The sequence below is a fragment of the Mesorhizobium sp. M0060 genome, assembly GCF_040323155.1.
Lineage (GTDB): Bacteria > Pseudomonadota > Alphaproteobacteria > Rhizobiales > Rhizobiaceae > Mesorhizobium.
In genome coordinates, this window is record NZ_JAMYUP010000005.1 from 162,062 (window position 1) to 173,881 (window position 11,820).

16 protein-coding genes are annotated in these 11,820 nt (G+C 62.6%); 11 read left to right on the top strand and 5 right to left on the bottom strand.

The annotated features are described in order from the left end of the window. Positions 1–539: 539 nt before the first annotated feature. The 10 genes from NKJ94_RS07905 (at position 540) to NKJ94_RS07950 (ending at position 9,021) form a co-directional block, all read left to right on the top strand. Positions 540–959 (top strand): hypothetical protein, encoded by a 420-nt coding sequence (locus tag NKJ94_RS07905; protein ID WP_352524106.1) that lies wholly within the window; start codon positions 540–542, stop codon positions 957–959. 4 nt (positions 960–963) lie between these two features. After that, positions 964–1,365 carry a hypothetical protein gene (locus tag NKJ94_RS07910; protein WP_352524107.1) on the top strand — a complete coding sequence of 134 codons (402 nt, stop codon included), beginning with the start codon at positions 964–966 and terminating at the stop codon, positions 1,363–1,365. A gap of 79 nt (positions 1,366–1,444) precedes the next feature. Next, positions 1,445–2,011, top strand: a complete 567-nt coding sequence (locus tag NKJ94_RS07915) for a terminase large subunit domain-containing protein (protein WP_502904179.1) — start codon at positions 1,445–1,447, stop codon at positions 2,009–2,011. Between the two features lie 585 nt (positions 2,012–2,596). After that, on the top strand, positions 2,597–3,352 hold the full coding sequence (locus NKJ94_RS07920; protein ID WP_502896018.1) for a phage terminase large subunit family protein: 756 nt from the start codon (positions 2,597–2,599) through the stop codon (positions 3,350–3,352). A gap of 82 nt (positions 3,353–3,434) precedes the next feature. After that, the gene (locus NKJ94_RS07925) at positions 3,435–4,526 is read left to right on the top strand and encodes a methyltransferase (protein ID WP_352524109.1); all 1,092 of its coding nucleotides are present in this window, start codon (positions 3,435–3,437) and stop codon (positions 4,524–4,526) included. A 116-nt stretch (positions 4,527–4,642) separates the two neighbouring features. Next, entirely contained in the window at positions 4,643–5,236 is a 594-nt protein-coding gene (locus tag NKJ94_RS07930; RefSeq protein ID WP_352524110.1) for a hypothetical protein, read from the top strand. A 468-nt stretch (positions 5,237–5,704) separates the two neighbouring features. Next, positions 5,705–6,868, top strand: a complete 1,164-nt coding sequence (locus NKJ94_RS07935) for an acyltransferase family protein (RefSeq protein ID WP_352524111.1) — start codon at positions 5,705–5,707, stop codon at positions 6,866–6,868. A 175-nt stretch (positions 6,869–7,043) separates the two neighbouring features. Then, a complete protein-coding gene (locus NKJ94_RS07940) occupies positions 7,044–8,702 on the top strand; it encodes a portal protein (RefSeq protein ID WP_352524112.1) in 1,659 nt (552 codons plus the stop codon). Further along, positions 8,699–8,824 (top strand): hypothetical protein, encoded by a 126-nt coding sequence (locus NKJ94_RS07945; protein WP_352524114.1) that lies wholly within the window; start codon positions 8,699–8,701, stop codon positions 8,822–8,824. The genes NKJ94_RS07940 and NKJ94_RS07945 overlap by 4 nt, the downstream gene beginning before the upstream one ends. Next, positions 8,806–9,021 carry a Bbp19 family protein gene (locus NKJ94_RS07950; protein ID WP_352524116.1) on the top strand — a complete coding sequence of 72 codons (216 nt, stop codon included), beginning with the start codon at positions 8,806–8,808 and terminating at the stop codon, positions 9,019–9,021. Before NKJ94_RS07945 ends, NKJ94_RS07950 begins: the two co-directional genes overlap by 19 nt. Positions 9,022–9,041: 20 nt before the next feature. Here NKJ94_RS07950 and NKJ94_RS07955 read toward each other — a convergent pair whose 3' ends face one another. The 4 genes from NKJ94_RS07955 to NKJ94_RS07970 form a co-directional block, all read right to left on the bottom strand. Further along, positions 9,042–9,344 (bottom strand): hypothetical protein, encoded by a 303-nt coding sequence (locus tag NKJ94_RS07955; protein WP_352524118.1) that lies wholly within the window; start codon positions 9,342–9,344, stop codon positions 9,042–9,044. A 209-nt stretch (positions 9,345–9,553) separates the two neighbouring features. After that, on the bottom strand, positions 9,554–9,871 hold the full coding sequence (locus NKJ94_RS07960; protein WP_352524211.1) for a YMGG-like glycine zipper-containing protein: 318 nt from the start codon (positions 9,869–9,871) through the stop codon (positions 9,554–9,556). A 195-nt stretch (positions 9,872–10,066) separates the two neighbouring features. Beyond that, positions 10,067–10,468, bottom strand: a complete 402-nt coding sequence (locus tag NKJ94_RS07965) for a type II toxin-antitoxin system HicB family antitoxin (RefSeq protein WP_352524120.1) — start codon at positions 10,466–10,468, stop codon at positions 10,067–10,069. A gap of 4 nt (positions 10,469–10,472) precedes the next feature. Continuing rightward, positions 10,473–10,661 (bottom strand): type II toxin-antitoxin system HicA family toxin, encoded by a 189-nt coding sequence (locus NKJ94_RS07970; RefSeq protein WP_352524121.1) that lies wholly within the window; start codon positions 10,659–10,661, stop codon positions 10,473–10,475. A gap of 123 nt (positions 10,662–10,784) precedes the next feature. Between NKJ94_RS07970 and NKJ94_RS07975 the strand changes: the two genes are divergently transcribed. Beyond that, the gene (locus NKJ94_RS07975) at positions 10,785–11,357 is read left to right on the top strand and encodes a hypothetical protein (RefSeq protein ID WP_352524123.1); all 573 of its coding nucleotides are present in this window, start codon (positions 10,785–10,787) and stop codon (positions 11,355–11,357) included. A 20-nt stretch (positions 11,358–11,377) separates the two neighbouring features. Here NKJ94_RS07975 and NKJ94_RS07980 read toward each other — a convergent pair whose 3' ends face one another. Beyond that, positions 11,378–11,800, bottom strand: a complete 423-nt coding sequence (locus NKJ94_RS07980) for a DUF7674 family protein (protein WP_352524125.1) — start codon at positions 11,798–11,800, stop codon at positions 11,378–11,380. Between the last annotated feature and the right edge of the window lie 20 nt (positions 11,801–11,820).

An 11,820-nucleotide genomic window follows, 5' to 3' on the forward strand; every position in this document is an offset into this window, starting at 1 on the left:
TTCTGCCGGTCGTGCCGCATTTTGTTCTTGCTTTGTGCCGGCAGCTATGCTAGTAATTCGGGTATGGTGCTAATTGGCTCCAACGACCCGCCCCGCCGAGGCGGTTTTTTTGTTTCTGGCTTCTTTTCGACCAGACGTTGCGTGTGCTGCCGGTCTGACGTCGGCGGGACAGAGAGGGGCGCGAAGGAACGCAGCCTAGCGGTCTTCTTGGAACATCACCTCGGAGGCGGACAGGGCGAGGCGCTGAAGGGAATTCGTATTTTTCTGCCGGTCATGCCGCATTTTGTTCTTGCTTTGTGCCGGCAGCTATGCTACTAATTTGGGTATGGTGCTAATTGGCTCCAACGACCCGCCCGCCGAGGCGGGTTTTTTATTTTCAGGCTTCTTTTCGACCAAACGTTGCGAGTGCTGCCGGCTGTGAAGTCGGCGGGACAGAGGGGGCGCGAAGGAACGCGGCTCTGGCGATCGTCGGGACTGCAAGTCTCACTACCCATAGTTTTAGCAACGCGCCTGCGCGCGCCCACTTCAGAGAACGCCCCATGTCCAGCCGTTATGCCACCATCATCACCGACGATGACGGCCGCGAGGTCGTCAGCGCCATTGGCGAGTTCGCCGGCGCCGCACCCTATGCCCGTCATGGCCGCTTCGAGCAGGTTGCCGCCGGCGTGCGGATCGGCATGGTCCGCGGCGGCCCCGGCGATGCGGTCGGCGGCTTCGGCTTTCCCTTGGGAGCAGTCGGGTTCGACGGCAAGGCGGTGGAAATTCTCAGGGCAAGGCTGAATGCCTTGCCCGACGCCAGTGCGGTGAAGCCCGGCACGACCACTGATGCGAAACCGGCAAGCCAGCCGCGGAAGCCGAAATCGGCACGCGCCGGCAAGAAGGCGAAGCCGCGCAAGCGCGTCGTGCGGCCAGGCAACAAGGCAGCGAAGCCGGCAATATCCGCCGCGACGGCGGGGTAGGGGCATGGCCAAGGCTCCTTCCACCGGCGATCCGCAGCCGCACGATCAAGCACCCGGCAAGCAGACCAGGCGGGCGAAGAAGACGCTGGCCGATGGGTTTCTCGAAGCGATCCGCACCGATTTTCGCGCCCACGGCGCCGGCGTCATCGCCGAGGTGCGCGCCGAAAAGCCCGACCAGTATCTGAAGCTCGTGCTGTCGGTGCTGCCCAAGGATCTTAGTGTCAACATCAACAATCTGGATGCATTGAGCGATGACGAAATCAGGCAGCGCATCCGCGGCCTCGAAGCCGTCCTCCGGCCGTTTCTCACAGAGCCGGGCCTCGAAAGGCCGGGCCTCACAAAGCCGGGCGGCAAGGACGGAATATCTCGGCCTGCTGGCGGAGCTGGACCGGAGGCGCCGCACTAACCAGCTTGCCGCCTATCGGCCCTATCCCCGACAGGCCGAGTTCCACGCCGCCGGCGCGACCAATCGCGAGCGCCTGTTCATGGCCGGCAACCAGCTCGGCAAGACCAGGGCCGGCGGCGCCGAATGGGCGATGCACCTCACCGGCCGCTATCCAGATTGGTGGCAAGGCAAGGTTTTCGAAACCGCCGTGCGGTTTTGGGCGGCCGGCGTCACCGGCGAAAGCACGCGCGATAACCCGCAGCGCATCCTGATCGGCCCGCCGCAGCAGCAGGCGGCCTGGGGTACCGGGATGATCCCGGCCGACGCCCTCGTCAGCACGATGGCGGGGCGGGCGCCGGGCGCGCTCGACAGCGTCGTGGTGCGCTGGGGCGGCGGCGGCGATGTCCAGGCCGACGAATCGGTGCTGTCGTTCAAGAGCTATGAGAAGGGTCGCGAAAAATGGCAGGGCGAAACGCTGCATGGCGTCTGGTTCGACGAGGAGCCGCCGCTCGACATCTATTCCGAAGGGCTGACCCGCACCAACGCCACCGGCGGCATCACCATCGTCACCTTCACGCCGCTGCTCGGCATGTCGGACGTGGTGCTGTTGTTCCTGACCCCCGAACGAGTCGAGTTCAAGGTAAAGGGGAAGCAATCGGCTGAATAAGCCAGCCCGGCGCAATCATTATCCCAGGTGACTGTGTGGCACGGAATAAATGTGGAAGCGCTTCTCTTTGCAGCAAAATTGTAGTCACTTGGACGGAGGATGATAGCCGCAACGGAGGGGTGGGCAGTGGGAAATCACTATAGGTCGCTAGTCGTGATCGGCTCAGTAATGCTTTCAGGATGCGTAGCGACTGAAGGCCAGTTCAATACAATCAACACTGGAATACAAGGAAGTCCCGCCTTCAAAAGAGATTTTTATGACTCAGTGTGCGGTAGGACTAGGAGCAAAGCCACTAGGTTACCGCAAACAATGGGCAAGGATAATAAACACGAGCGTTGAAGCATTGCCAGAAGTGTACTGCAAACGCTGGACCGATGCGGTGGTGAGCGGGCGCATGACGTACGCGGATTACAAAAATGGAGTATCGCAAACTGCCGATAAAAGTAAGTTGATTAAGATACTTCAGGGCCACTAGCCGGCTCTCTCCTGTGTCCCGTGCCACCTGAGCAGCCCTTCGGGGGCTTGCGGTGAACACTGCTAGTGTTCGGCGTTGTTCCAGGTTGGCGCCTCATCGAGGCATCGAGCATGACCCGTCACGTCACCTTCATGACCATCGACGAAGCCGAGCACTATACGCCGGAGCAGCGGGCCGAGATCATTGCCGCCTATCCGGCGCATGAGCGCGAGGCGCGGGCCAAGGGCATTCCGGTGCTCGGCTCCGGCCGCATCTTTCCGGTGGCCGAGGAGCTGATCGCCTGCGAGCCGTTCCGGCTGCCGCGCTATTGGCCGCGGCTCGGCGCGCTCGATTTCGGCTGGGACCATCCCTCGGCCGCGGTCGAGCTTGCCTGGGATACCGAGGCCGACGTCGTCTATGTCACGAAGGCCTGCCGCGCCTCGCAGCAGACTCCCGCCATGCAGGCGCTGACGCTGAAGCCGTGGGGCGAATGGCTGCCCTTTGCCTGGCCGCGCGACGGTCGTCGCGAGACGCTGGAAGGGGCGGGCACCGCACTTGCCAGGCAGTATTCAGCACATGGGCTCAACATGCTCGCCAGCCATGCGCAGTTCGCCGACGGTTCCGTCTCTGTCGAGGCTGGGCTGATGGAGATGCTGGACCGCATGCAGAGCGGCCGCTTCAAGGTGTTTTCGACGCTTTTGCCCTGGTTCGAGGAGTTCCGGCTCTATCACCGCAGGGATGGCCAGGTGGTGAAATTGCGCGACGATCTGATGGCGGCCACCCGCTACGGCGTGATGATGCTGAGGGAGGCGCAGGTCGACCCGGCGGTGTTCAAGGCCGCGCGGCGCAAGGCCGGGCAGGCCGATCCGCTGGGGGCGTTTCGGTGAGGAAAATCGGGGAGGGAGGCAATGCGCTCCGGCTCCGATTGGAAAACTGTAGTGAACGTCCGTGGACGTGGTGTAGCATCGAATGATCCCGCTCAAGGGACGCATCGGCGTGGCCTCACGGGGGCGTTCGCCGATAGGGGAGGATCAGATGCAAAACGGAATTTCTCCAGACCACATACTGCAAATTGGCTTTGGGTTCTGGCCAGCCAAGACATTGTTGAGCGCCGTGGAACTGGGACTCTTCTCGCTGCTTGCGGACGGGCCCAAAACGGGCCTCGAACTGCAAGGCGCGATGGGGCTGCATCCGCGCGCAACGTATGATTTTCTCGACACCCTCGTCGCGCTCGGATTGCTGCAGAGGGACGGCGCCGGTGAAACCGGCAAATACGGCAATACGCCATCGACCGCGCTGTTCCTGGTCAAGCGGAGCCCCCAATACATCGGTGGAATCCTTGAGATGGCGAACGCACGCCTGTATCGGTTCTGGGGCGATCTCACATTGGCATTGCAAACCGGAAAGCCTCAGAACGAGATCAAGGAGACAGGCAAGTCGATGTTCGGCGAGCTCTATGCGGACCCGGCGCGCCTGGAGCAGTTCATGGACGCGATGAGCGGCATTTCGATGGGCAATTTCATGGCGTTCGCCGAGAAATTCGACTTTTCCAAATACAAGATGCTGGCCGATATTGGCGGTGCAACCGGGCAGCTTTCGGCCATCGTCGCGGCGCGGCATCCGCACATGCAATGCCGGACGTGCGATCTCGCCGATGTGCAGCCGATCGCCGAACGGCGCCTAAGGGAGCGCAATCTCGGCGGCCGGGTCGTCGCCGAGACGATCGACTTCTTCGCGGACGAATTTCCCACCGCGGATATCATAACGATGGGAATGATTCTTCACGACTGGAACCTAGAGAACAAGAAGATGCTGATCGCCAAGGCCTACCGTGCGTTGCCGGCCGGCGGCGCGCTGGTCGCCATTGAGAACATCATCGACGATGAGCGCAGGCAGAACGGTTTCGGGCTCATGATGTCGCTGAACATGCTGATCGAATTTGGCGAGGCGTTCGACTTCACCGGCGCCCAGTTCACCGAGTGGTGCAAAGAAGCGGGGTTTAGCCGCTGCGAGATTATTCCGCTGGCCGGACCTGCCAGTGCAGCGGTGGCTTACAAATAGAGGCTTGGCACCCAGTTCGCCGGCTCGGTCGAGTCCGGGCTGATTGAAATGCTGGACCGCATGCAAGGTCGACCGCCGCCTTCTAGCGCCGCAGTGGACGGTAAGGTTCGCCGAGCATGACCCTCCGCATCATTCCCGCCACCTTGCGCGATCTCTCCTACATCGCTGCCAACCTCCGGCCCGAGGACCGGGCCGAGATCGACTGCCAGTTCGACGACTGGTCGCCGGCGCTGCTGGCGCTGACGGCGCTGCAGGGTTTTGCCTACGTCGCCGAGCTAAACGGCAATCCGGAGGCCGGCTTCGGCGCCGCCGAACAGCGCGGCGGCTTATGGATCGCCTGGAGCTGGGGCACGCGCCGCATGACGCGCTGCGTGCCTGGGATCACGGAATTCTTTCACGCCGTGCTCGGACCCGAAGTCGCCGCCCGCGGCGCCTGGCGGGTCGAGGCGCGGGCGCTGGCCACCAACGAATTGGCGCTGCGCTGGCTTGCCCGGCTGGGCGCGACGCAACGCTGCCGCCTGCCCGGTTACGGCCGGAACGGCGAGGATTTTCTGCTCTACGACTGGACAAGAATCTCTCACTTCGGAGAAAACCATGTGCCTTTTTCAAAAACCGCCGGCGCTGAAGCCGTTGCCAAAGACACCGACCATTGCCGACAAGGACGTGCAGGCGCGCGAGGCAGCCTTGCGCGCCCAGCTTGCGGCCAATGATGGCACTGCAGGAACCGTGAAGACCGATTTGTCGCCCCGCGATCTGACCGGCCAGCGCCGCGTGCTGCTGGGGGTTTGACATGGGTGCGATGAGAAGAGTGTTCCGCAACCGGGTGCTGGCCTGGTGGTATTGGCGCCGGCACGCGCGGTTGTTGAAGAAGCGAAGCGGGTGACGCCGCCAATCTCCCCGTGGAGGAGATGCCCGGCAGGGCAGAGGGGGCGCGAAGGAACGCCAGCCTTTGATTGTGCCCTGCCGGCAGCGAACCGAGCCTCGTTGTTGCGTTTGATCGGCAAGTCGGCGGGACAGCGCCCCCCTCTGGCCTGCCGGCCATCTCCCCCACGAGGGGGAGATCGGCAGCTTCGGCGTTTCCGGTAACAACCGAGAGCAATTCGTGTTCTTTCGGCACGGTTGACATTCCTCCCTTAGCCGCCATGCTGCATTGCAACATGGCCATCGAGGAGTCCGGCATGACAGAAGCCCGGTCATCGCGCATCGAGTGCCTGGACGGGCTTCGGGCGCTTGCCGCGATCTGGGTGCTGATCGGGCACTGCCTGCTTTTGACCGGCTGGCATGTTCCCATCATCGGCGAGCCGGATCTTGGCGTCGATCTCTTCATCATGCTGTCCGGCTTCCTGATGGTGTTCCACTACCAACTGCGCCAGGACAAGGAGCCCTGGCAAAGACCGGAAACCTGGCTGAAATTCTGGACCCGCCGCTATTTCAGAATCGCGCCGCTGTTCTACGTCATGCTTTTCGTTGCGTTGGCGCTTGGCCCCTATCTCTACGGGTCGAGAATGGTCATCGACGAGTTCCTGCTGAGGTCGCCGCAGGCGCCCGAGCGCTATCTCGACAGCGGCCTGAAGAATATCGGCGCCCATCTGCTGTTCCTGTTCGGCCTGGTGCCGAATTTCGCCTATCGCACACCGCTGCCGGACTGGAGCCTCGGGCTGGAGATGCAGTTCTACGCACTGTTCCCGGCCATCATGCTGCTGGTTCGCAGGCTTGACTGGATATGGGCGGCCATCGTGGTCGCCGCGACCGCCAGCGCGATCGTGTTCTTGATGGGGCAATTGTCGGTGCATTTTCCGATGCCGTCGTTCCTGCCGCTGAAGATGCAGATTTTTTTGTGCGGGATGCTGCTGGCGGGCGTCGTCCACCAAAGGCAAAAGCGGCCCTTCGTGCATCTGGCATTGGCCATGCTGCTGGCAGCGCTGCCCTTTGGCGGCGGCTATGGGCTGGGCAAGCTTTTGATGCGGGAGGCGCTCGTACTGGGTTTCTTTGCCCTGGTTCTCTACCGGATGCTGCCGGGGATGGCGGGCATCGTGGCCAGAAACATCGCCATGACGCTCGCCAACAGGTTCTTTCATTTGATGGGTGAGCTTTCCTTCAGCATCTATTTGATCCATCTGCTGGTTCTCCAGCCGGTCGCGGCCCTGGTCATCACCCAGTTCGGCCACGATTTGTCGGCGCCGCTGCGCTTTGCGGTCGTTGTTGTCGTCGTCTTGCCGGTGGTCTGCCTGCTGTCCTGGATCACCTACATGCTGATCGAAGTTCCCGGCCAGAAGATGGGCCGTTTCGTGGTGCAGCGCTTTGGGCGCAAAGCCGCGCTGGAGACGACGCCGGCGGAATAAGGCGCTTCCAATCTCCCCCACTGAGGGGGGAGATGTCGCCGAAGGCGACAGGGCCGATCCACGCGAGACGACCCCCTCTGTCCTGCCGGACATCTCCCCCACTTGGGGGAGATTGGCAGCTTCGGCGTCCCCGCCATTTCTTTTTTCCAACTGAGTTCATCAAGCGAGGCTGACCATGAGCGATTCCCGTGCCCGCGATATCCTGGCGCGACAGGCAGAACTGGAGAGCGAGCGCAGCCAGTACGAGCATGTCTGGGAGGCGGTGTCCGAATTCTGCGACCCCGATGCGCCCGACATGTGGAGCGGCCGCCGCCAGGCCGGCGCGGACTCGCAGGCCGAGCGGCAGGAGCGGCGCGGTGCCCGCGTCTACGCCAACACCATCAACTCGGCCGCCAACCGGCTGGCCGCCGGGCTGGAAAGCCTGATCATCCCGCAGTCGGAGAAATGGCATGGGCTGTCGACCGCGGCAATCAACGACGAGGAGACCGACGAGGAAAAGGAATGGGCGGAAGCGCTGCGCGATTTCCTGTTTTCGCTGCGCTATTCCGCCAATTCGAATTTCGTGCCGGCAACGCAGGCCTGCCTGCGCAATGTCGTGCGCTACGGCCCGGCCTATCTCTATGCCGAGGAGGGTTTTGGCGGCACGCTGATCCGCTATGCCTCGATCCCAGTGGTGGAAGGCTATCTCAGCCGCAACCGCTGGGGCCAGGTCGACATTTTTCACCGCCGCTACGAGCGCACTGCAAGACAGGCAGCGCAGCTGCTCGGCTATGACAGACTGCCGGCGCGGATGTACAGCTTGAGCGGCTCCTACCAGTATCTCGATACGGCGTTCGCTTCCTATCGCGTCATCGAGGACGAGGAGGTGATCGTCAGGGAAAGCGGCTTCCGCTCCTTCCCGGTGTCGTGCTTCAACTGGCGCCGCTACGAGGGCGATCCCTACGGCATCTCGCCGACCATCGAGGCGCTGACCACGGTTCGCGAGGAGAACGCCGTGCGGCGCTCCGGGCTGCGCGCCCTTCAGCAGATCACTGATCCGGCGACCGCGTCCAAAGCACGGCTCGATTACGTGCCGGTGCTCAATCCCGGCGAGAACTATCCCGGCCTCATCGACGATGCCGGCCGGCCGCTGATCGCGCCGATCGCCACCGGCCAGAACCCGACCTATGCGTTCAATTATGCCGACAGCCGGGCCGAGGAGATCCGCGACATGATGTTCGTCAATCTGTTCCAGACGCTGGTGCAGAATCCGCAGATGACGGCGACCGAAGCCTTGATCCGGCAGGAGGAAAAGGGCGCGCTGCTCGGGCCGTCCGGCTCGATCATCCAGGCCGGCTTTGCCAGCAATCTCGACCGCGAGCTGGGTATTCTGGAAGACAAGGGATTGTACGAGGAAGACAGCCGCTTCCTGCCGCCGGCGAGCCTTGCCGGCAAGGCGCTGCGGCCGACCTTCACCGGCCCGCTCGACGTGCTGCGCCGTTCGGCCGAGGCGCGCGACACTATCCAGGTTGTCACCACCGCCATGCAGATGGCGCAGTTCGATCCCGGCGTGATGGACAATATCGACGGCGACGAGGCGCTGAAGATCGTGCAGAGCGCCGGCCGCAGCCCACAGCGCATCTTCCGCCGACAGGACGAGGTGGCGGGCATTCGCGATGCCAGAGCCAAGGCGCAGCAGGCGCAGGCCGGCATGGCGGCGGTCGCCACCGCCGGCAAGGTCGCCAGGGATGCCGTGCCCGCCGCAGTGCAGGCGCGCGACAGCGGCCTGCTCGATGGGCTCGGCGGGCTGATGCCGCAGGGTGTGCAAGATGCTTCGGGCGGGCAGCGCGCATGAGCGGCAAACGCTTCGCCCATTCCAGCCAGGCCGGCGGCCCGGCCAAGGCGCGGGATGCGCTGGCCAAGCCTATCTCAGAGTGTTCTCAGGCCAGGACGGCGAAATGGTGCTGGCCGACCTGACGGCCGCGACCGGCTATTATCGCCGGCCATCCTATGGCGAGTGGCTGGCCAAGACGAAAACTCCGAACGGCTTCGAGCTGCACAGCGCGCTGAGCAACGCCCGCGCCAAGGTGGTGCAGCACATCATGGGGTTCCTGACGCTGGACGAAGCGCAACTGGCGGCACTGGAGAAGGCGGCGAGGCTGGAGGGGAGGTAGGGTGGTGAAGGACCCTGTGGCTAAGTCTTGCTCAAATCTAAGGTGAGTCGCAACGGGCTGGTTTTGACGCCTGGCGGCCAACACCTCTGGATCGATTTCGTAAGTTGCTGGGCCGCTTCCGCCGCCGCCTCTGAACGTGGATCATAGGATACAACGGTGACCGACTCGACCTTGCCGGCCTTGTCCAGTGTCACCTCGAAAGTGGCTTTGACGTGATTGTCGACAGCGGCCGTCGGCAAGACCAGGCAATCGCCAATCCGCTCAACACTGACAGCCTGTCTGGCGTGTGCGGCAACCGAACAAACAGCCAGCAGTGAGGTCATCAAAAATCGCATCGTCGCCCCCTTTGGATAGCCGACGATAGCGCCGACGTTTAATCAGCGGAAGGACCAAATCGTCAGGGAAACGGATGCGCGAGGCTGACGCTGCGCCCCTCTCCGCGTTTTACGGGGAGAGGATGCCGGCAGGCAGGTGAGGGGCGGTGCCGGCATTTCAGAGCTTTCTCCCCATAGAACGGGGAGAAGGGGACCAATCAATAGTCGCCGTTGTAGTAGCGGTCGTCGCAGGGCGCGGTGTAGATGCGGCCGCTGTTGCGATCCTGATAGCGGCAAAGCTGTTCGCCGCGCGGCTGCGGGGTGGTGGCGTTGCCAACCACGGCACCCAGAAGGGCGCCGGCGCCCGCGCCGATGACCGTGCTCTTGGTGTTGCCGCCGATCGCCTGGCCGGCGAGAGCGCCGGCGCCCGCACCGAGCAGCGCGCCCGTGCTGGTTCTCTGTTGTGCTTCGGTCTGCGCGCAGCCTGCCAATGCGGCAGTCACAAGCATGGCGGCAATGGCTTTGTACATGGTCATCATCTGGTACTCCCTTGAAGCCTATGAACTAATACGCTGGCTGATTTCGCCAAATGCGGTCGCATTTGCGGCGGAACATAGGCACCCTTTGTCACGAAATGAGACATGGTTGTTTTTGTCTGACAGCTCCGTTCCGGAAAGAAATGTAACCGAACAAGACCACAGAGCTTCATCTCAAGTCGACCTTCGAGGGCGCTACGCTGCCTCGATCTGCATCACCTTTTTCGCCGCGGCGGCCAGAAATCCGGATCGGCTGTAGCCGTGGCGCTCCGCATATCGATCGATCTGATCGAGGACATCTTCCGGAATGGTGACATTGACACGCACGACCTTCGCCGCTTCGGCTTTCAAGGGAACCAGGATGGCGACACCGCTCAGATTGTCCTTGTCCGACATTACTTCCTCCAGGGACGACGGCTCTGGAATGGCCTCGCCATCCTCGACCAGCCCCTCGACATGAAAGGCCAGTGCTTCCTCGGCCATGGCGCGGGCATCATCCAGGCTGACGCCGGCTGTCACCAGGCCCGGAAAATCGGGAAAGGAGACGCCGAAGTCGCTGTCCGCTTGCTTGTGGATCAGTCCGATGTAGTTGCGCATTTCTCTACCTCAGCTTCACGCCGGATTGTTTTTCAATGCTCTTCAGAGTGCCGATCGGGATGTCGCGCTTGGGATGCGGTACTGTTACCCGGCCCGGCTTGGCCTTGTGCTTGAACTGGGCATGACTTCCTTTTCGAGCCACTTCGTACCAGCCATCCGCCAACAGCCTGTGAATGACATCGGCGCTCTTCATGTTGTGTATAGATACACATAGCTGCCCCAAATGTCCATGAGGATTTTGCCTCAGTTTTTGGGTGCGGCGGTCCAGCCGCTGCCTTTTTCAATCCCCGAAAAATTCCAAGAATGGAGAAACCAGATGACCCGAGGTCTTCCCCGGACGCTTTCACGTGCCGCCGCCAGAGAAGCCGGCCTTGCCCCGCCCAAGGTCGGGCTTTCCGCGAGGACAATCGGGCAGGGCGGCGCCTACCGCACGGTCTTTTCGTTCAATGCCATGCCGGTGCCAGTAGCAGATGCGCTGGCCTATGCCAGCCAGAAGCTGTTCGATTTCCTCGACGGCAAGGTGCGGATCAAGGGCGGCACGGCAAGGTTGCAGTTCGCCGTGTTGACGCCCCGCGCTTTGACCATCAACGACAATGCCGCGCTGACCTGGTCGCTCGGCTCGACGGCGGCGTCGAGTGCTGCGCTCGCCGGTACCATGGTGAACGTGCTGGCCGCGACCGGCCGCACGCTGGATGGCGCGGGTGCTGCGCTGTCGAGCGGATCGGCCGCAGATATTGCCGCAGCTTTGACGCTCGACGGCACGGTAACGCCGGTCGACCTCTATCTCAACCTGGCGTTTGCGACCGGCACGGATATCGACGCCGACGGCACGATTGCCGTTGCCGGCACCATCACGCTGCTGTGGGAGAACTGGGGGGATAATGCCTGAGCCCGGTATTGCCGATTGGCTTAGACCGACGGCGTTCCGTCGGACCAGAATGCGTTCAGTTTCGTCCACCAAATTGCGGACTGTGGCCGCAGCCATGGCTTGACGTGATCGGGCTGCGTGCTGCGATGCAGGTTCGCGTTCTGCAGATCCTCGAGCAGCCCGACGATAGCGGCTTCCCGGACGTAGCGGTTGCCTTCGACGATCCAGCGCTCGACGACATCGAAAATGTCGCCGAAGCGATCTGTCTCTCCAAGCTCGAGATTGTGGATCAGGTGGAGTGCCAGCTCAGACAAGGCAAGATACAGCGGTTCTTCCGCCTCATTGCGCCACTCATCCTGGAATTTGTCCCATTCCCTACGGAATGACGGATCGGCCAGCAGGAGCGGCTCGAACATGTTCGAGCCATCGAAGGTGAAATCTGCGGCCTCGTTCTTTCCGGTCATACGCCCTTTTCGCGCGGCGG